Here is a 19222-nt window from a genome sequence, read left to right as displayed (position 1 = left end):
TTCCCTCATTTTAGTTACGCTGAGTGACGAGCTCAGCGCAAACAATTTTTAATTAAATACGTGCCACAATTGCCGCAGCAACATCACTGGTGGTATACCCTGCATTTGGGTAGATATCTGGCGTACCCACACCGGCTTCAACTGCTTCTGCTACCGCTTTTTCAATGGTACGAGCCGCTTCATCTTGCCCTAGTGAGTAGCGCAGCATAAGCGCAGCACTTAAAATTTGTGCGATAGGGTTTGCTACCCCTTTACCTGCGATATCAGGTGCTGAGCCACCAGCTGGCTCATATAAACCAAAGCCAGACTGATTCAAACTTGCTGATGGTAATAAGCCCATAGAACCTGTGATCATCGCGCACTCATCTGACAAAATGTCGCCAAATAAGTTATCGCAAAGTAGTACATCAAACTGGCTTGGCTGTTTTACTAATTGCATCGCCGCGTTATCAACATAAATGTAGTCAAGGCTCACTTCTGGGTAGTCTTTACTCACTTCAGTGACCACTTCACGCCAAAGTACACTTGACGCTAACACATTCGCTTTATCAACCGAAGTAACGTGATTGCTACGCAGCTTAGCGGCTTCAAATGCAAAGCGGGCGATGCGCTCAATTTCTTTACGTGAGTATGTTTGGGTATCGAAAGCGGCTTCTTGCTCCCCTTCGCCACTGCGGCCTTTTTCACCGAAATAAATACCACCGGTTAACTCGCGCACACATAAGATATCAAAGCCTTGTGCGCTGATATCTGCACGCAGCGGTGATGCAGCACTTAGTGCTGGTAATAATTGTGCTGGGCGTAAATTACAGAACAAACCAAAGTGCTTACGAAGTGGCAACAACGAAGCTCGTTCAGGTTGCTCGTTCGGTGGTAAGTTTTCCCACTTAGGACCACCTACCGAGCCAAATAAAATCGCATCGGCATTTTCACAAGCACTAAGAGTGCTTTGCGGCAGTGCCTGACCAAACTCATCAATGGCAGCACCACCAATCGCGTGGTGATGACGAGTCAATGTAAAACCAAACTTTTCGCTTACAGCATCCAAGACGGTTTCTGCTGCTGCCATAACTTCTGGACCAATCCCGTCGCCTGCTAATACTGCGATACTGTAATTCGATTGACTCATCCTGCTTTCCTCTGTTGTTTTAAATCAGACACTTTTTGTGCACGATAAATTAAGTTATAAACGCGGATCATGGCGCGTACCGACGCTTCAACCACATCCGCTGCAATGCCCGCGCCGTGATAAGGGCGGCCATCGTATTTAGCGATAATATTCACTTGCCCTAGTGAGCTGGCACCTTGGCCTGTTGCTTCTAGGTTGTATTCAATCATTTCGACCGACATACCCGTTAAGCGCTCAATTGCTAAGAATGATGCTTCAACAGGGCCATTACCCGTTGCTGCCTCTTGCTTAGACTCGCCATCAATTGTCATGCCGATTGTTGAGCTCGCCACTGATTGCGAGTTAGACGTAGAGTTAACAAACTCAAGTTGGTACTTCTCGTCTTTATCTTTGATTTGATTAAAGTAAATCATCGCTTCTAAGTCGTAGTCATACACAGTGCCTTTTTGGTCTGCTAATGCTAAGAAACTTTCATACAAGCTATCCATATCATAATCAGATTTTTGATAGCCTAACTCTTCTAAACGATGCTCAATAACATGACGACCTGAACGCGAGGTCATGTTTAATTGGTTATTTGGTACACCGACACTTTCTGGCGACATAATTTCGTAAGTGTTTTGCGCTTTTAATACGCCGTCTTGGTGGATTCCTGAGCTATGTGCAAAGGCATTTTCACCAACAATTGCTTTGTTTGGCTGCACTGGCATATTACAAATCTTCGCGACTTGGCGCGAAGCACGGTATATTTCTTCACTGCGAATATCGGTATGCACTTTTAAGTGGTCTTCACGCATCTTCATGATCATCGCCACTTCTTCAAGCGAGCAGTTACCTGCACGCTCACCAATACCATTAATAGTACATTCGATTTGGCGAGCACCGGCTTGTACCGCAGCAATTGAGTTAGCAACCGCTAAGCCTAAATCGTTATGGCAATGCACACTTAAACGCGCCTTGTCGATATTTGGCACATTGTTCATTAAGTGATGGATCATCGCAGCGTATTCGTCTGGCGTTACATAACCTACGGTGTCAGGTAAGTTGATAGTTGATGCACCCGCATCAATAGCACTTTCAACGATACGACATAAATCCCAATGCGGTGTGCGGCCAGCATCTTCACAAGAAAATTCAACGTCATCCGTATAGTTACGCGCAAGTTTAATCGACTTAACAGCCATCGCTGTTGCATCGTCTAAGCTCATACGTAATTTGTGTTCAAGGTGTAATGGGCTGGTTGCGATAAAAGTATGGATACGGCCTTGCTCTGCCGGGCGAAGTGCTTCACCACAGGCTTCTATGTCTTTTGCTACAGCGCGAGCTAAACCACAAATAATTGGCCCTTTCACTTCAGTCGCAATTCGCTGTACAGAGCGAAAATCTGCCGGGCTTGATACCGGAAAACCTACTTCCATTACATCCACATTTAAGCGGCTAATGGTATGCGCAAGTTGAATTTTGTCGTCTTCGGTTAGGCTTGCTTTTAATGCTTGCTCACCATCACGTAACGTTGTGTCAAAAATCCAAACCTTATCTTTCATAAAACTGTCCTCGTTCCCAATGACCCATTAGCGAGATAAAAAAAACCCCGCGTTTGCGGGGTTTTTTAATGTTCTACAAATGCAAATACACTAAGCCCCGCTCACTGATTTAAGCAGTAAGAGGTTTAGTTTTAATGTAATTAAACGAATCATTTGCATTGTATTTATCTAAATGTGTGTTCAGTGAGCTGTATTTTTAACATTCAAAAAACCAGCTTGCAAGCATAATTTTTTCAAAAATCACATTTTTATTTACACAAAATAGAAAAAACAAACCTAAAGAATCATTGAAAATGAATATAATATCCAAAACTAATGAGAACGGCGTTTAAATATTCGTTCAGCAATCACTGTATTGTTTAGATTAACTTTTAAGATTGATGGTTATCACGTACATACAAAGTTGCACCGCGGGCAATATAACGTAATTGCCAGATCAGTCGCTCTACTAATTCTTCACGTTGCTGGCCTTCGATATCTAACGCTTCAGCACCTGCATTAAAAACGAGCGTAACCATGGCTTCTGCTTGAATATAAGCATGAGTCGCATCGCAAGGAGTTTCGCTTTCAAGATAATGGGCAAGCTCTAAAATAAAGTGTTTAATTTCGCGTGCTACTGCAGCACGAAATGCTTTTGAAGTGCCAGAGCGCTCACGTAATAACAGCCTAAATTGGTTACTTGAATTATCTATAAACTCCATAAAAGTCACTATGGAAGTACTTATAACGCTGCCACCACTGGCGATTCGGCGACGAGCTTGACGCATTAGTTGACGTAACGTTAATCCGGCTTCATCAACCATGGTTAAACCAAGTTCATTCATATCTTTAAAGTGGCGATAAAAAGAGGTTGGCGCTATCCCTGCTTCACGGGCAACTTCACGTAAGCTTAGGTTTGAAAAACTATGATCTGCACTTAGTTGATTAAATGCAGCTTCAATTAGTGCTTGTCGTGTTTTTTGTTTCTGTTGTGCCCTAACACCCGACATGGAAACTCCCAGCGTGAACTTTTAATGATTTTCGGTTAATGAGACAGTCTAATACTTGACGCGAAGAGTTTGAAATACTATTTTAGCGTACAGTTGTACGCCGAGATTAATTTAGATGAAAAAACCACCTATTATTTGGACTAACGTCCTCTTTTTTAGCCTGACATTTTTAGCCGCGATCACTCTTGTACCTTGGTATGGTCTGACTTACGGTTTTACCAGTACACACTGGATCGCATTTGTTGGCTGTATGTTTTATGCAGGACTATCGATTACTGCAGGTTATCACCGCTTATGGGCGCACAAAGCATATGATGTTCACCCAGTTATTGAAGTGATTTTTGCCTTTGGTGGCGCATTTGCATTACAAAACAGTGCGTTGCACTGGAGTAGCGATCACCGTATTCACCATGGTCAAGTTGATGATCCAATCAAAGACCCTTACGCTGCAACAAATGGCTTTTGGTATAGCCACATTGGTTGGATGCTGCGCGATTATCAAGGTGAAGAATACAGTAACTACAACAACTGCCGTGACTTACAAAAAAATAAAATAGTAATGTGGCAACATCGTCATTATATGAAATTAGTTATTGCGACTAATTTTGGTATTCCTTTATTGCTAGGTTTAATGCTTGGCGATGTATGGGGTATGTTATTACTAGCCGGTTTACTGCGTTTAGTATTAAGCCAGCACTTTACTTTTTTCATTAACTCAGTTGCGCATATTTGGGGTTCTCGCCCTTACACCGAAAAAAACACGGCACGTGATAATGGCTTTTTAGCATTATTCACCTACGGTGAAGGCTACCATAACTTCCACCATATTTTTGCTAGTGACTATCGCAATGGCATTAAGTGGTATCACTATGATCCTACAAAGTGGATGATCCGCTCATTAGCAGCGCTAGGCCTGGCTTCAAAACTAAAACGCACCCCTGTGGAACGTATTGAAAAAGCCAAAGCCGAAACCTTAATGAATAAAACCCAAGTTCGCCTTGCAAAATTGCCTTTAGCGCAAGATAAGCTTACATTACTACAATCTGAATATGATTTATTGCTGAAGAAGTTGCAGCATTTTTGTGCCTTGCAAAAACGCGTGTTAGACATCAAGAAAAGCAAAATGATGAAACAATGCGAAAAATCAGCATTAATGACACAATATCACGAGCTTGAAGCCGCTTGGGAAAACCAAAAGCAGGCTTGGCTTGCACTAAATGCGAGGTTGTTAAAAGCCTCTTTTAGTTAACATAGGAGCGGCTGTGGCCAAACAACAAGTAAAGCAAAAAGATACTCCATCTTATCAATATGATGCGATCATCATAGGCACAGGTCCTGGCGGTGAAGGTACCGCCATGAACCTGTCTAAAAGTAACAAGAAAGTGGCTGTTATTGAGCGTCAAGAAGCGGTCGGTGGCGGCTGTGTGCACTGGGGTACTATCCCGTCTAAAGCATTACGTCATTCAGTAAGCCGTTACATTGAATATAAAGCAAACCCGCTATTTAATATCAGCGAGCGTCCTAACCGCTTAACTTTCCCTGATATTTTGCACCATGCAAGTAACGTCATCTCAAAGCAATCTAATTTACGTAGCAGCTTTTATGAGCGTAATCGCATTCATATGTATCAAGGCGATGCTGAGTTTATTGATAAACACACCATTAAGGTGACTCACTTAGACGGTTCATTTGAAACTATCACCGCACAAACAATCGTTATTGCTACTGGCTCGCGCCCTTACCGTCCACCTGGTGTAGACTTTGCCCACCCACGCATTTACGACAGTGATACAATTTTAGGCCTTGAGCATGACCCTCATCGCGTACTAATTTATGGTGCAGGTGTAATTGGTTGTGAGTACGCCTCTATCTTTAAAGGTTTAGGTGCAAAAGTTGATCTAGTGAATACCCGCGACCGCCTGCTTGCCTTTATGGATGCAGAAATCTCAGATGCTCTGAGCTATCACTTTTGGAATAGCGGCATTGTTATTCGTCATAACGAAGAGTTTGATAGAGTAGAAACCCGTGATGATTGTGTGGTGATGCACTTAAAATCAGGCAAGCGAGTAAAAGCTGACTGTATTTTATTTGCTAATGGTCGTACTGGTAATACAGATACGTTAAACCTTGAGGCTGTGGGCCTAAAAGCGGATGGTCGTGGCCAGCTTAGAGTAAATGAAACATACCAAACAGAAGTCGATAATATTTATGCTGTAGGTGATGTAATTGGTTACCCAAGCCTTGCAAGTGCAGCATTTGACCAAGGCCGTATTGCTGCCGATGCGATTGCATGTGGTAATTGCGATGAGAAGCTGATCATTGATATTCCAGCAGGTATTTATACAATTCCTGAAATGAGCTCAGTGGGTAAAACAGAGCAAGAGCTAACTGCAGCAAAAATCCCTTATGAGGTAGGCCGTGCTCAATTTAAGCATTTAGCGCGTGCGCAAATAGCTGGCACCGAGGTAGGTAGCTTAAAGATTCTATTCCATGTTGATACCAAAGAAGTACTGGGTGTGCATTGCTTCGGTGAGCGTGCCTCTGAAATCGTTCATATCGGGCAAGCAATTATGGAACAAAAGAACGGCGGCAATAACATTGATTACTTTGTAAATACCACGTTCAACTACCCGACCATGGCCGAAGCCTATCGCGTAGCCGCATTAAATGGTTTAAATCGTTTGTTTAAATAAATAAAAAAGCCCGCTTAATGCGGGCTTTTTTACGATTAGCTGTTGCTTATTTGTGGTATTTACCGCTGAACTCATGAACGGCGTTAATAAATACACCTGCGTTTTCTGGATCAACATCTGGTGTAATACCATGACCTAGATTAAATACATGGCCAGAGCCTGTACCAAAGTCTTCTAGGATAGTGGCAACTTCTTGGCGAATACGCTCAGGCGTGCCATGCAGCATTGCTGGGTCCATGTTGCCTTGCAGCGCTACTTTATCGCCAACACGACGTTTTGCATCACCGATGTTAATAGTCCAGTCCAGACCTACTGCATCACAGCCTGTTGCTGCAATTGCTTCAATCCACTGACCACCATTTTTAGTAAATAACGTCACTGGCACTTTACGACCATCGTGTTCGCGAATTAAGCCATCAACAATCTTGTGCATGTACTGTAATGAAAATTCATTGTAGTCACGTGGGCTTAATACACCGCCCCATGAGTCAAATACCATTAACGATTGCGCGCCCGCTTTAACTTGCGCGTTTAAATAGTCAATAACTGAGTCAGCTAATTTATCAAGTAGTAAGTGCAGTGTTTGTGGCTCAGCAAAGGCCATTTTTTTGATTTTACCGAATGTTTTGCTGCTGCCACCTTCAACCATATAAGTGGCAAGTGTCCAAGGTGAACCAGAGAAGCCAATTAGCGGTACTTCACCTTTTAATTCGCGACGAATCGTACTTACCGCATTCATCACATAACCAAGCTCATCAGTTGGATCGATATTTGGGATTTTTTTAACATCTGCTAATGAAGAAATCGGACGTTCAAATTTCGGACCTTCACCTGTTTCAAAGTAAAGACCTAAGCCCATAGCATCAGGAATAGTTAAAATATCACTGAATAGAATAGCAGCATCGAGCGGATAACGACGTAATGGCTGTAACGTTACTTCACAAGCAAGTTCAGCATTTTTACATAAACTCATAAAGTCGCCTGCTTGGGCACGTGTAGCGCGGTACTCAGGTAAATAACGGCCAGCTTGGCGCATCATCCATACCGGTGTGACATCAACAGGTTGCTTTTGTAGTGCACGTAAATAACGATCGTTTTTTAATTCGCTCATGCGTATAGAATCCTAGAACTGAATGAAATTGTGCAGATTGTACCACCATATTACACGTCTCACTATGGATAGATAATCATGGCTAGATATAGATCATGTTTTTTAGGTCAGCCTAAGCCTATAGTGCGTTTTTTGAGCGAAAATAAAATAATTTTAAAACTTTTCATTAATAAATTTGCAACATACCAAAAAGCTTGGTATAACTTATCCCGCGTTAACAATAACAACAATAAAAATCTTATAACAAGAAGAACAATAATCTTCCCATAACAATAAGAACGCTTGTTTTAACAAGTCATAGAAAAAGAATTAAACCACCTTTATAGGTGGTTTTTTCTTTTTAGAATCAGCATATTACCCCCTTCTCCCATTAGATAAGTAATGCAAAATTAACACTAGTAGTTTTGATTTATTTCCCATACACTGCTGTTAGAGCATAAAAGCTAGCCTCAGGTGTCGTTGCGTTGCAATTTCATTGTAAAAAATTACGTGCTTAGGATGGCTTTTACAATCTGTTGCAATTAGACACTAAGAATTTAGTTGATCTTTGTGTCATATTTCCTTTTTATATATACAAAGGAAAACCTACTCAGCGAGGAGATGAAATATGCTGACGCGTTTGGAAAAAGCTCAACAAAAATGGGGTGGCAGTCACTCTGTAATAGACAAATGGCTAACAGAGCGCCAAGAATTATTGGTGTTATTCTGTCGTATTGCTGGCTTTTCACCGTACGAGAAGAAAGATCACGCCCTACCGGATCAACTGCAAATTCAGAATTTTTGCCAAATTCTAATGGATTATCTTTCTGCTGGTCACTTTGAAATATATGACGACATCGCAAAAGCCTGCAAAGAGAAAGGCCCTGAAAGCCAAAACCTAGCAAATGCTCTTTACCCGCGTATTTCAGAAACAACTGACGTCGCTCTCGACTTTAATGATAAATATGCTGAAGTTGACAAAGATGACTTACTTGATGAGTTTGATAAAGACTTGTCTACATTAGGTGAGGCACTTGAGTTACGCTTTGAATTAGAAGATGAGTTAATCGATAACCTTTATTCGAATCATACAAGCTAATTTGCGATGACAGCAGAGAAGCATTTCTCTGCTGAAAGTACTAGTAATTTGCACCCAACCATAAATACCTTGCGCCATATAAGTCTAAAAACGGCTTGATTGGTGGTAAAACTTCATCCTCCAAAAGAATCAACTATTCCATTTCGTAACAAAAATTTGAAATAATTCTTTCAATGCGATACTCATATTATAAAAACATGAGGTTCGCTATGAACAAACGGTCATTTTTAAAGTCACTTTCAATCCTTGCCGCTGGCGCAAGTCTAACATCCGCTCCCTTAATGGCTGCTCAGAATAGCAGTACCCAAACATTAATTAAGCCAAAAGCTCTTCCTAAAGGCGGCACAATTGGTGTGTGTAGCCCGTCAGCTGCCACTGCTGAACAGGCTGATATCATACTAGCAAAAGGCGTTATAGAGGCACTGGGTTACAAAGCTAAGCTTGCACCAAACATTTTGGCAAGACGAGGGCATTTAGCAGGCACTGATGCGATGCGAGCCGGCGATTTAAACAGTTTATTTAGTGATAACGATGTTGATGCTATTTTGTGTTTACGCGGCGGCTCAGGGGCTGCCCGTATTTTACCTTTACTCGACTACGCAATGATCCGTAACAATCCTAAGCCATTGATGGGCTATTCGGATATTACAGCATTGCATAACGCGTTACTCTCTAAAGCAGGGCTGATCAGCTTTCATGGTCCCAATGCATCGAGTGATTGGAATCCGTTTCATGTCGCGCAATTTAAAGACATGTTCGAAGCGCGTAAACTAATGCATTTTCAAAATTTGCCGAAAGCCGATGATGAGCTCGTTAACACACAATACCTGATCCAAACAATTACTTCAGGAAAGGCTACAGGACAGTTAATTGGAGGTAATTTAACGGTACTGACCGCACTTGCGGGATCAAGCTATTTACCCGATTTTGACGGCGCAATTTTATTTTTAGAAGATATTGATGAAGCGCCCTATCGAATTGACAGAATGATGAGCACACTAAAACTTATGGGCGCACTTGATAAGATTGCAGGCTTTGTATTTGGCGATTGTAATGACTGTAGGCCAGGTCGTGGTTATGGTTCATTAACCCTAGATGATATTTTTGCAGACTATATTAAACCGCTGGGGATTCCTGCTTATCGTGGGGCTATGATTGGCCATATTAAGCGCCAATTTATCTTGCCTGTTGGCACTTTGGTTGAGCTTGATGCAGATGGTGGCACATTAAAAATGACAGAAACGGCATTTAGTTAGTACCAATTCGCGCATAAAAAAAGGGCCATTCGGCCCTTTTTTATTGAGTTAAATATTACTCAGCTGGTACTGCTTTTTCATCGCTTTGGATTTCAAGTAATTCTACTTCGAAAACAAGCGTTGAGTTAGCAGGGATCTTACCAAGATCACGCTCACCGTATGCAAGTTCAGATGGAATAGTGAACTTGTACTTAGAGCCAACTGGCATTAATTGTAAACCTTCAGTCCAACCTGGGATCACACGGTTAAGTGGGAACGTAGTTGGTTCATTACGTGAGTAAGAGCTATCGAACTCAGTGCCGTCTAGTAAAGTACCTTTGTAGTGTACTTTAACAACGTCAGTTGCTACTGGCTTTTCACCTTCACCTTGTGTGATCACTTCGTACTGTAGGCCAGACTCAGTTACTGTAACGCCTTCTTTCTTCGCGTTTTCAGCTAAGAATTTTTCGCCTTCAGCTTTGCTCTTTTCAGCTTCTACTTTCGCTTTTTCTTGTTGTTTAGTGCGAATGCTTTGATCAAGCGCAGTTAACACTTCACGAATTTTTTCATCATCAAGCTTAGCATTACCTGCAAGTGCGTCTTCGAAGCCGCGCTTAAGTAGCGCTTCATCAAGCTCAACACCTAATTCTTTCTTTTCTGCTAGGTCTTGGTTTAAGAAGTTACCAACAGATGCACCAATACCGTATGCTTGTTGTTGTGCTTCAGTCTCTAGTTTAACCTCAGCTTGCTGCTCTTTTTTTGCTTCCTGATTACAGGCTGTAAGCGCTAAAACTGACGCTGCAATCAATGACAATTTAATCGTCTTTCTCATTTTATATCTCCGACACACTTTGCAGTTGTCAATTATTGTATTATTACTAGTTAAAGAGTTACGACCTACGTGGTAGGCTGCTTGTCTAATAACTAAACGTCATGCAAATGCATAAGCTAGTGATTAGACTAACAACCTAGGCCTTCCATGAGACCTAGTCTAACCTCTCAATCACTAAGAGTTAAGGGGAAATACCCGTAATATGTCGATATTTCGTACTTTTTTGTATCTACTGAGCCTTGGCTTGGTTGTTGCTTGCTCAGAACAACATGAGCAATCTACAGCACGCTACGAGCATGCTGCACAAGGAGCATTTGCCTCTGCACTTTCGCACGATGGTAAATACAGCTTAATCTCATCAATACACCATGGGGTCGCGCTGTGGGATAATCAACAGCACGTATTAAAATACCAATGGTTCCAACAGCAAAACCAAGATAGCCTTGTTCATACCGTGGCAATTTCCTATGACAACAGCCATGCTGTTACCGCAGAAAAATCAACCTTTGCTGTATGGGACATCGCCACAGGTGAAAACTCAGGTTATTACAAAATACACGCCTCAACAATCAGAGATATCGCAATTAGTAATCAAGGCCAGAGTGTTTTATATGGTCGCGCCGATGGTGTTGTTGTATACCTGAACTTAGAGACCGGACGTCGTATAGAGTTCCTTGGTCACCAAGAAAAAGTAAATGTTGTTGATTTATCCCCTAACGGCCATTTCGCCATTAGTGGCTCTAATGACTATGTGGCCTACTTTTGGGATACCCGTACAGGGCAAGTCATTCACCGCTTTAATCACCCGACTCGCGTCACGCAAGTTGCCCTTGACCCACAAGGTCGTTATGCATTTACAGCAGACAGTATGAAGCAAGCAAATGTATGGCAACTGACTACAGGTGATCTTGTTAGCAAACTGCAGTATATTGCGCGTCAGAAAATTTTTACCGCAGCTCGCTTTAATGATGAAGGCAGTTTAATTGCAACTGGGTCACCAAATAGACTCGTCGAATTATGGCAGCTAAACTCAGGTAAAAAGTTACAAACGTGGCAGGTCATTCCTCGTGAGGGAAGTCGCCCAAAATCGGCCGTGGTGTTAGATGTTGCGTTTACTGATAACAGCCAAGCGTTATTAACCGAAAGCTCCAGCGGATTTGCTGAAAGTTTTAATTTAAGAGAATCGAATGAACACAATTGAAAATCGTCTAATGGAACTTGAAGCGAAAGTCGCTTTTCAAGATGAAACAATTGAAATATTGAATGATGAGCTTAAAGCACACCAACAGCAGCTGGCAAAAATGAAACGCCAGACTGAGTTGCTGGCAGAAAAAATCAAAGAAGCACAACAGCCTTCATTGATGTCGCAGATGCAAGAGCCGCCTCCGCCACACTATTAATGTGAGGGTTACAAGCCGGGTGTTATTCGCCCGGCTTAAATACACCAATTACTTGCTCAAACTGGCGGGTTGACGCTTGCACCGCTTTCTCTGGTTGCGTCATTTTATGGCCACACTGTACGCATTCTACTTTTTCAACATCGTGCTCTTTGTATAGCATCATAGTATCCATAGCTTTACACTCAGGGCATGATGCACCGGCGATAAAGCGTTTCTTTTGTCTCATAAATGATCTCCCGTGGCATGTAGGCGGCTATTTTAGCCTAATAATTCTTTGTTTGATACGATTGCGAAGCCTAATGTGATCCGTGTTATGATAAGCAAAATTTAATCTATGCAGTGCAAGTAAACTTTCATGATCCAAATTTCAGACATCGAGCTACTACGAGGTGGCAACGCCTTATTAAAAGGTGCCTCTGCAACCTTATTCCCAGAACATAAGGTTGGCCTTGTGGGCGCCAATGGTTGTGGTAAATCAACCTTGTTCGCGCTATTAAAGTCTGAGTTACAGCTTGATGCTGGTGAATGCCAAATACCAAAAGATTGGTCAATAGCCTCTGTTAAACAAGAAACACCAGCCCTTGAAATAAGCGCCATAGATTACGTATTACAAGGTCACCCTGAGTACTACACATTAAGAATCGCACTCCGTGAAGCCGAGCAAAATAACGATGGTGATGCGCAAGCAAAAGCACATATTGGTCTAGAACATATTCAAGGCTACAGCATTGAAGCAAAAGCGGGTGAACTATTACACGGTTTAGGTTTTAGTAATGAGCAAATAGACAACCCGGTGAGTGCCTTTTCAGGTGGTTGGCGTATGCGTTTAAACTTAGCACAAGCACTTATTCGTGATGCCGATTTATTACTGCTGGATGAGCCAACCAACCACTTAGATCTTGATGCTGTTTATTGGCTAGAACGATTCTTACGTGCCTACACAGGTACCCTAGTACTGATTTCTCATGACCGCGAATTCTTAGATGCCGTCGTTGACCAAATTTGGCACATAGACGCACAAAAAATAAATGTTTATAAAGGCAATTACTCGCAATTCGAACGCCAAAAAGCAGAGCGTTTATTACAACAGCAAGCCATGTTCGAAAAGCAGCAAGAACAAATTGCTCATCTAGAAAAGTTTATTACGCGTTTTAAAGCAAAAGCCAGTAAGGCTAAGCAGGCACAAAGCCGAGTAAAAGCCTTAGAACGCATGGAAAAGTTGGCCCCAGCCCATGCTGATTCACCCTTTGATTTTGAGTTTGCTGAGCCTACAGCCCTGCCAAATCCATTAATGACGCTCGACCAAGCTAAAGCTGGCTACGGCGATACCACTATTTTGCATAGCATTAAGCTAAACCTAGTTCCGGGTAGCCGTATTGCGCTGCTTGGCCGAAATGGTGCAGGTAAATCGACATTAATCAAATTATTAGCTGGCGAATTACAACCACAAGCTGGAGAAGTATTTCAGCATCAGGGCTTAAACATTGGTTACTTTGCGCAGCATCAGCTGGAGTCACTCGATCTAAAAGCTAGCGCAGTAACACATTTACAACGCTTAAATCCGCAGGCAACAGAGCAGTCATTACGCGACTTTTTAGGTGGTTTTGCATTCTTTGGCGATAAAGCGCTTGAGCCAGTTGCACCGTTTTCTGGCGGTGAAAAGGCCCGCTTAGTGTTAGCCATGTTAGTGTATCAAAAGCCAAATCTACTGTTACTCGATGAGCCAACTAACCACCTAGATTTAGAAATGCGCCATGCCCTAGTGATGGCGCTACAAGGTTTTGAAGGTGCAATGGTTACTGTATCGCATGACCGTCATATGTTAAAAAATACCGCTGATGAGTATTATCTCGTTGATAACGGCGAAGTAACGCAATTTGGTTATGACCTTGATGCCTATTACCAATGGCTACTCAACGCCAACAAAGAAGCAGCTAAAAGCAACGAAGACAATGCCCCTAAAGCCCATTCAAGCGTTAACCGCAAAGAGCAAAAACGCTTAGAAGCCGAATTCAGAAAATCAGTGCAGCCGTTGAAAAAGCAAATCGACAAGCTTGAAAAGCAACTTGATAAGTACTCAACAGAGCTTGGGGAAATCGAAAGCGCGCTTGCCGATAATGACTTATACAGTGATGAGAATAAAGCCAAGCTAACCGAGCTACTCGCTAAGCAAGCAAGCTTAACTCCAAAGCTTAATGACGTTGAGGAAGAGCTGCTCATGGCACTTGAAGAGCTTGAAGAAAAAGAGCAGGCCTTTGCCGATGAAACCGCTTAATAGCGAGGAATTTTGGCAGTTTGCATGCCATCTTTATAGCGAAGATGGCATGCAAGCAAAGCTATTAGGCTATCAAAACCAGCAAGGTAAAAATGTTAACCTTTGCCTGCTGCTCTATTATCTTGATTCTTTAGAGCTGGCTGTAACACTCTCTCAACTGAGTGAACTTGAGTCGTGCATTGCCGAGTTTGATCAACAGGCTTTAAAGCCCCTACGAGCCACACGCGCCTATCTTAAAACCATTCAAACCGAAATTTCAGACTACCCCACCATTCGAAAAGAGCTACTTAGCGCAGAAATAAAACTCGAAAAACAACAACAACAATTACTAATAGACACAGCGAATACCATGATATTCACTCAGCACACAAATACTAAAAATATAAGGCTTTATGTTGGTAGCGAGCTAGCGAGTTAGCTGGGGTAAAGTTTAAAGAGTCGAGATAAAGCCTAATTGTAAGGACGGTTCTAATTCGGCACTTCTATTTATGTTGGGTTTCGCTGCGCTCAAACCAACCTACCTTAATAAACTTGATCCAAATCAACTATTAAATCGCCTTATTTCACATCAGGAAAAATGCTTGATCTGGATCATGTCAGGGTATGCAAAGCCAGCCTATGATTAACCCATAGACATTAGGAGGCACAACCATGAACGTATTCTTTAGAGATTTTTTTAGCGACCCAGTTTTATTTATGTCATTCGGCATATTGGCAGTTGTTATCGTTTTATGCCTTTTCTATGTTGGTTACTTTATTAAAAAAGTTCACGACGCAGAAGTTCCTAAGTAAGAATTAAGCACGACGCACAAAGCCCCTATCCAATTTATTGTTTAGGGGCTTTTTATTTTCAGCAGATAAGCAAAATCTGCTAAAGTGTTCTAAAAATGCAAAAACTTGCTACAATAGCGGCCTGTATTGTCTTTAAAGTGTTAGCTATGTTACCTGAGTTTAAGCCTGCGTGGTGGATGCGCAATCGCCATTTACAAACCATAATGCCGCGCTTCTTTCGCCCTTTTCATAATACTCGCTACGACTTATCAACAATTAACACGCCTGATGGTGACTTTTTAGAACTGGCATGGGCAACGCCTCACAACGAACAGGCTCCTTTAGCCATTGTATTGCATGGCCTTGAGGGCAATATTAATAGTTTTTATGCCAAAGGCATGATGAAAAAACTCAAGCAGCAAGGCTTTGCTGTGGTGTTAATGCATTTTCGAAACTGCTCACGCGAAGCAAACCGTTTAGCTCGCGCTTATCATAGTGGTGAGACCGAAGATTTACGCTTTTTTATCAACTATCTGAAAAGTAAATTTCCTAAGCGTCCTTTATTTGCTGTCGGCTTTTCATTGGGCGGTAATGTACTGGCAAAGTATTTAGGTGAGCAAGGTAGTAAATCAAATTTAAATGGCGCTGCGGTTGTGTCTGCACCATTTGATTTGTCATCCTCTTGCCAAGTGATCCGCAAAAGCTTAGGTAAAATTTATCAAAAGTATTTGCTCGATCGTATGAAAAAATCAATGCATAGAAAGCTGCCACAAATCGAACAGCAAATTAGCCTAACACCAGAAAAGCTGATGGCAATTGATGATTTATGGCAATTCGACAACATGCTGACTGCACCTCTGCATGGCTTTGCCGATGCTGAAGATTATTATCAGCAAGCAAGTGCCAAACCGTTTTTAAAAGCGATTGCTACGCCTACACTTATTGTACACGCCAAAGATGACCCAATGCTATCAATTAAAGCTGTACCAAATAGCACTGATGTAAGCGAGTATGTTACGCTGCGTATCTCCGAAAAAGGTGGCCATGTTGGTTTTATTAGTGGCAATAACCCGTTTAAACCTATTTACTGGCTTGAGCGTGTTGTACCTGACTATTTTCAACAGTTAGTAACAAAAGAGCAGTTATGATCATTCCACACGAACGCCTCGATAAAGAAACCCTTTACAATTTAATCGAAAGCTATGTATTGCGTGAAGGCACTGATTACGGTGAACAAGAGTTCAGCATTGAAAGTAAGGTAGCCCAAGTTCAGCAGCAATTAAAATCGGGAGAAGCCATGGTGTTCTTTTCTGAGTTACATGAGTCTGTGACAATTATTTCAAAAGCAGAGTTCATCGCCCTACAAGCTGATCCCGAGTACCAAGCGTCATTCAACGACTAAACTTGTAACTTTTATCGCAACCCTTCACAATGGCTTTTTAACTTAAAGAGCCATTAAAATGAAAAAACTAAGCTCCTTATTTGCCGCTGTTTCGCTTGCCTTAATTGGGCAAGCCCATGCCGAGGAAGTAACAGCCTCAGCAAAAGCTATCAAGCTTACTAAAGAGACTATTTTAATTGATACCCATATCGACGTTCCGTACCGCATTCATGATAAATGGGCAGATGTTACTAAAGCGACTAGCGATGGCGATTTTGATTACCCTCGAGCCGTAAAAGGTGGCTTAAATGTGCCTTTTATGTCGATTTATATTCCTGCAAATCTTGAATTTGAAGGCAAAGGTAAGAGCTACCAGCTTGCAAATCAGTTAATCGACAGTATGGAAGCCGTTGTACAGCGTGCACCAGAAAAGTTTGCGATTGCCGACTCAACAGACGATGTAAAAGCACAGTTTCAGCAAGGCAAAATGTCTATTGCAATGGGTATGGAAAACGGCTCACCGATTGAAGGCGAGATTAAAAACCTTAAGCATTTTTATGACCGTGGTATTCGTTACATCACGCTAGCTCATTCTCAAAGCAACCATATTTCTGACTCTTCATATGACCTTCGCCGTAAATGGAAAGGCCTTAGTCCATTTGGTAAAGAGCTAGTTAAAGAAATGAACAATATTGGCATGCTTGTCGACGTTTCGCATATTTCTGATGACGCGTTTTATCAAGTAATGGAAATCTCAAAAGTACCTGTGATTGCTTCGCACTCATCACTGCGTAAATATACACCGGGCTTTGAGCGTAATATGAATGACGACATGTTATTAGCCCTAAAAAAGAATGGCGGCGTTATTCAAATAAATTTTGGCTCAAGCTTTGTTACATCGCAAGCCGGCTCTTGGTATAACCAGCTCAAAGCAGCGAAAGCAGATAAGAAAAAAGAAGGCACTAAGCTAAGCAAAGATTTTGATGCAGCTTATCGCGCAAAAAATCCATTTCCATTTGCAAGCCTAGAACAAGTTCTTGATCACATTGACCATGTAGTTGAACTAATTGGCATTGATTATGTTGGTATTGGTTCTGACTACGATGGCGTAGGGGATTCACTACCTGTAGGCTTAAAAGACGTATCGAGCTACCCGAACCTAGTACAAGGGCTTATGGATCGCGGTTACAGTGATGCAGATATTAAAAAGATTTTAAGTGGCAATATGCTTCGTGTTTGGAAGCAAGCTGAGCAATACGCAGCTAATCACTAATTCTTACCGCCAATAAGCGCTTATTTTTATGTGCTTATTGGCGACTACAACTTCTACTTTATAGCTATTGGTATTTTTTATTGGAAAAGGTTAAATTACCTTTTTTAGGAAGGATTTAACTATGCTATTTAGTAAAGGAAACATATCACTTTGCTTAGCTGGAGCAGCTCTTGTAATCTCTTGCTACGGCGCCTTTTTTCAAACCAAGCAGCCACAAATAAATCAGTTAGCGACCGACTCAGAGCAACAATACAACTTAGCCAGCAGTGATTTTGATGATGTTGAGCATGATGATGGGCAAACCTTAGCAAGGTTGAATAAAAGTATTATTTCACTAAAAAAACAAGTTGCCGAGCTCAGGCAAGGTAGCGCATCGCACCAAACTATCACCCCAGATCTAAAAGAATCTGTACTCGCAATCCTCGCAGAGAAAGAGCAACAAGCGCTTGAAAAAGCCGAGCAGAATAACCCGATTTATGGTTTTTATAATAGCCTACCTGATGACTACGAATTGAGATTAAAATCGGAACCCGATTATGCTGACAGTCTAAACAAACAACTACGTGAGCAAATTATTGATCCATACCAATCAGACAAAGACCGCCTCAAAGCCATGGCTCAATTACAAATGAATATGTTTATGCTTGGCAAGCAAACGCTGCCAGAATATGACTACGATATTGCTAATAGCATGCTAAATATCGCGGCCAATAGCCAAGATAATAAACTGCGCGTTCAAGCGATTGAGTTAGTTTCACAATCTCCTATTTTAGACTCAAGATTAACTCAACAATATACACAAATACTCGAACGCGATGACAACGAATATATACGCCGCTTAGCAGCACAAGGGATACTATCGCAATATTTCATAGCAAGAAATGAGCAAGCTGATAATAGCCAACAACTGGCGCAGCAAATTTTAACTATTTATAGGCACCCTATAAACGAGAGTGTAAAAAGCATTATTGATGAAATGATTGGTGACCCGAATATGCTCGATGAGTTAAAGAAATCAGCAGGCGAGTAAAGGCGGCAGATTAACCTTTCACTCTATACTTCACAAAGCTTCCAGCTTTTTCACCCATAAAAAAACCCGAGACTAAGCTCGGGTTTTTCTCAATGCTTAATGCATCACTATAGTTGATTATTCAACGATAGATGCAACAACACCAGCACCAACTGTACGGCCTCCGGCTCATCGCAGAGCTCTTTGCCTTCAAGCGGCGGGAGTTTCACTCCCGAACACCCCGCTTTCAGCCTTCACGGAGAGCGAAGCGTAAACCTTCGCCCATTGGGAGTTTGAAGGCGGCAGATTAACCTTTCGCTCTATACAGCTTAAAGCTTTCAGCTTTTCTACAGGCATTAAAAAAGGCCGCCTAGAGCGACCTTTTTATAAGCTGTGAAGCTCTATCTGTTGATATTACTCAACGATAGATGCAACAACACCAGCACCAACTGTACGGCCACCTTCACGGATAGCGAAGCGTAAACCTTCGTCCATCGCGATT

Annotated in this window: 19 protein-coding genes and 1 pseudogene; 13 read left to right on the top strand and 7 right to left on the bottom strand. The window is 41.9% G+C overall.

Annotation, left to right across the window (positions count from 1 at the left end; translation table 11 throughout):
- Positions 1-52: 52 nt before the first annotated feature.
- From leuB to fabR, 3 genes are all read right to left on the bottom strand, one after another.
- Positions 53-1129, bottom strand: coding sequence for a 3-isopropylmalate dehydrogenase (leuB, locus tag L1264_RS06175; protein ID WP_062568366.1), 1077 nt, complete (start codon positions 1127-1129; stop codon positions 53-55).
- Positions 1126-2673: a 2-isopropylmalate synthase gene (leuA, locus tag L1264_RS06170; RefSeq protein WP_063702502.1), complete on the bottom strand. Its 1548-nt coding sequence runs from the start codon at positions 2671-2673 to the stop codon at positions 1126-1128. Before leuA ends, leuB begins: the two co-directional genes overlap by 4 nt.
- 371 nt (positions 2674-3044) lie before the next feature.
- Positions 3045-3662 (bottom strand): HTH-type transcriptional repressor FabR, encoded by a 618-nt coding sequence (gene fabR, locus L1264_RS06165; RefSeq protein WP_135922932.1) that lies wholly within the window; start codon positions 3660-3662, stop codon positions 3045-3047.
- Positions 3663-3777: 115 nt separating this feature from the next.
- Between fabR and L1264_RS06160 the strand changes: the two genes are divergently transcribed.
- Together L1264_RS06160 and sthA are read left to right on the top strand one after the other, a co-directional pair.
- Positions 3778-4911 (top strand): acyl-CoA desaturase, encoded by a 1134-nt coding sequence (locus L1264_RS06160; protein ID WP_199527092.1) that lies wholly within the window; start codon positions 3778-3780, stop codon positions 4909-4911.
- 13 nt (positions 4912-4924) lie between these two features.
- Positions 4925-6355, top strand: coding sequence for a Si-specific NAD(P)(+) transhydrogenase (gene sthA, locus L1264_RS06155; protein ID WP_135922934.1), 1431 nt, complete (start codon positions 4925-4927; stop codon positions 6353-6355).
- Positions 6356-6401: 46 nt separating this feature from the next.
- Here the strand turns inward: sthA and hemE are convergent, their stop codons facing one another.
- Positions 6402-7466 (bottom strand): uroporphyrinogen decarboxylase, encoded by a 1065-nt coding sequence (gene hemE, locus L1264_RS06150; RefSeq protein ID WP_054562901.1) that lies wholly within the window; start codon positions 7464-7466, stop codon positions 6402-6404.
- Positions 7467-8073: 607 nt separating this feature from the next.
- On the opposite strand from hemE, the gene rsd reads away from it, so the two are divergent.
- Complete coding sequence (gene rsd, locus L1264_RS06145; protein WP_135922935.1) at positions 8074-8544, top strand: sigma D regulator; 471 nt, start codon at positions 8074-8076, stop codon at positions 8542-8544.
- A 209-nt stretch (positions 8545-8753) separates the two neighbouring features.
- Positions 8754-9800, top strand: coding sequence for a S66 peptidase family protein (locus L1264_RS06140; RefSeq protein ID WP_199527091.1), 1047 nt, complete (start codon positions 8754-8756; stop codon positions 9798-9800).
- A gap of 55 nt (positions 9801-9855) precedes the next feature.
- Here the strand turns inward: L1264_RS06140 and fkpA are convergent, their stop codons facing one another.
- Positions 9856-10611 (bottom strand): FKBP-type peptidyl-prolyl cis-trans isomerase, encoded by a 756-nt coding sequence (fkpA, locus tag L1264_RS06135; RefSeq protein ID WP_135922937.1) that lies wholly within the window; start codon positions 10609-10611, stop codon positions 9856-9858.
- A gap of 202 nt (positions 10612-10813) precedes the next feature.
- Here fkpA and L1264_RS06130 point away from each other — a divergent pair, with 202 nt between their 5' ends.
- Complete coding sequence (locus L1264_RS06130; RefSeq protein WP_135922938.1) at positions 10814-11812, top strand: WD40 repeat domain-containing protein; 999 nt, start codon at positions 10814-10816, stop codon at positions 11810-11812.
- Positions 11799-12011: a SlyX family protein gene (locus tag L1264_RS06125; RefSeq protein WP_135922939.1), complete on the top strand. Its 213-nt coding sequence runs from the start codon at positions 11799-11801 to the stop codon at positions 12009-12011. Before L1264_RS06130 ends, L1264_RS06125 begins: the two co-directional genes overlap by 14 nt.
- A gap of 22 nt (positions 12012-12033) precedes the next feature.
- On the opposite strand, the gene L1264_RS06120 is transcribed toward L1264_RS06125, so the two are convergent.
- Positions 12034-12237 (bottom strand): YheV family putative zinc ribbon protein, encoded by a 204-nt coding sequence (locus L1264_RS06120; protein WP_135922940.1) that lies wholly within the window; start codon positions 12235-12237, stop codon positions 12034-12036.
- Between the two features lie 129 nt (positions 12238-12366).
- Here L1264_RS06120 and L1264_RS06115 point away from each other — a divergent pair, with 129 nt between their 5' ends.
- From L1264_RS06115 to L1264_RS06085, 7 genes are all read left to right on the top strand, one after another.
- Complete coding sequence (locus tag L1264_RS06115) at positions 12367-14286, top strand: ATP-binding cassette domain-containing protein (RefSeq protein ID WP_199527090.1); 1920 nt, start codon at positions 12367-12369, stop codon at positions 14284-14286.
- Positions 14273-14704 (top strand): TIGR02444 family protein, encoded by a 432-nt coding sequence (locus tag L1264_RS06110; RefSeq protein ID WP_199527089.1) that lies wholly within the window; start codon positions 14273-14275, stop codon positions 14702-14704. Before L1264_RS06115 ends, L1264_RS06110 begins: the two co-directional genes overlap by 14 nt.
- Before the next feature lie 233 nt (positions 14705-14937).
- Positions 14938-15078, top strand: coding sequence for a DUF3149 domain-containing protein (locus L1264_RS06105; protein ID WP_074989877.1), 141 nt, complete (start codon positions 14938-14940; stop codon positions 15076-15078).
- A 146-nt stretch (positions 15079-15224) separates the two neighbouring features.
- Positions 15225-16205 (top strand): hydrolase, encoded by a 981-nt coding sequence (locus tag L1264_RS06100; protein ID WP_199527130.1) that lies wholly within the window; start codon positions 15225-15227, stop codon positions 16203-16205.
- Complete coding sequence (locus tag L1264_RS06095) at positions 16202-16459, top strand: YheU family protein (protein WP_135922943.1); 258 nt, start codon at positions 16202-16204, stop codon at positions 16457-16459. The genes L1264_RS06100 and L1264_RS06095 overlap by 4 nt, the downstream gene beginning before the upstream one ends.
- A 58-nt stretch (positions 16460-16517) precedes the next feature.
- Positions 16518-17711 carry a dipeptidase gene (locus L1264_RS06090; protein WP_199527088.1) on the top strand — a complete coding sequence of 398 codons (1194 nt, stop codon included), beginning with the start codon at positions 16518-16520 and terminating at the stop codon, positions 17709-17711.
- A gap of 121 nt (positions 17712-17832) precedes the next feature.
- Positions 17833-18741, top strand: coding sequence for a hypothetical protein (locus tag L1264_RS06085; protein ID WP_199527087.1), 909 nt, complete (start codon positions 17833-17835; stop codon positions 18739-18741).
- Positions 18742-19134: 393 nt separating this feature from the next.
- On the opposite strand, the pseudogene L1264_RS06080 reads toward L1264_RS06085, so the two are convergent.
- Positions 19135-19222, bottom strand: a pseudogene (locus tag L1264_RS06080) (elongation factor Tu); the annotation flags it as partial.

Source organism: Pseudoalteromonas sp. APAL1 (assembly GCF_021532475.1).
Classification (GTDB): Bacteria; Pseudomonadota; Gammaproteobacteria; order Enterobacterales; family Alteromonadaceae; genus Pseudoalteromonas; species Pseudoalteromonas lipolytica_C.
Note: the sequence above shows the minus strand (reverse complement) of the source record. Positions and strands in the feature narration are given on the sequence as shown.

Excerpts from the sequence above, each read along its gene's own strand:
- fabR (WP_135922932.1), bottom strand. The coding sequence starts at position 3,662 with ATGTCGGGTGTTAGGGCACAACAGAAACAAAAAACACGACAAGCACTA.
- L1264_RS06130 (WP_135922938.1), top strand. The coding sequence starts at position 10,814 with ATGTCGATATTTCGTACTTTTTTGTATCTACTGAGCCTTGGCTTGGTT.
- rsd (WP_135922935.1), top strand. The coding sequence starts at position 8,074 with ATGCTGACGCGTTTGGAAAAAGCTCAACAAAAATGGGGTGGCAGTCAC.
- L1264_RS06105 (WP_074989877.1), top strand. The coding sequence starts at position 14,938 with ATGAACGTATTCTTTAGAGATTTTTTTAGCGACCCAGTTTTATTTATG.
- L1264_RS06095 (WP_135922943.1), top strand. The coding sequence starts at position 16,202 with ATGATCATTCCACACGAACGCCTCGATAAAGAAACCCTTTACAATTTA.
- L1264_RS06160 (WP_199527092.1), top strand. The coding sequence starts at position 3,778 with ATGAAAAAACCACCTATTATTTGGACTAACGTCCTCTTTTTTAGCCTG.
- L1264_RS06085 (WP_199527087.1), top strand. The coding sequence starts at position 17,833 with ATGCTATTTAGTAAAGGAAACATATCACTTTGCTTAGCTGGAGCAGCT.
- L1264_RS06090 (WP_199527088.1), top strand. The coding sequence starts at position 16,518 with ATGAAAAAACTAAGCTCCTTATTTGCCGCTGTTTCGCTTGCCTTAATT.
- leuB (WP_062568366.1), bottom strand. The coding sequence starts at position 1,129 with ATGAGTCAATCGAATTACAGTATCGCAGTATTAGCAGGCGACGGGATT.
- leuA (WP_063702502.1), bottom strand. The coding sequence starts at position 2,673 with ATGAAAGATAAGGTTTGGATTTTTGACACAACGTTACGTGATGGTGAG.
- L1264_RS06115 (WP_199527090.1), top strand. The coding sequence starts at position 12,367 with ATGATCCAAATTTCAGACATCGAGCTACTACGAGGTGGCAACGCCTTA.
- L1264_RS06140 (WP_199527091.1), top strand. The coding sequence starts at position 8,754 with ATGAACAAACGGTCATTTTTAAAGTCACTTTCAATCCTTGCCGCTGGC.
- fkpA (WP_135922937.1), bottom strand. The coding sequence starts at position 10,611 with ATGAGAAAGACGATTAAATTGTCATTGATTGCAGCGTCAGTTTTAGCG.
- L1264_RS06100 (WP_199527130.1), top strand. The coding sequence starts at position 15,225 with ATGTTACCTGAGTTTAAGCCTGCGTGGTGGATGCGCAATCGCCATTTA.
- L1264_RS06125 (WP_135922939.1), top strand. The coding sequence starts at position 11,799 with ATGAACACAATTGAAAATCGTCTAATGGAACTTGAAGCGAAAGTCGCT.
- L1264_RS06120 (WP_135922940.1), bottom strand. The coding sequence starts at position 12,237 with ATGAGACAAAAGAAACGCTTTATCGCCGGTGCATCATGCCCTGAGTGT.
- hemE (WP_054562901.1), bottom strand. The coding sequence starts at position 7,466 with ATGAGCGAATTAAAAAACGATCGTTATTTACGTGCACTACAAAAGCAA.
- L1264_RS06110 (WP_199527089.1), top strand. The coding sequence starts at position 14,273 with ATGAAACCGCTTAATAGCGAGGAATTTTGGCAGTTTGCATGCCATCTT.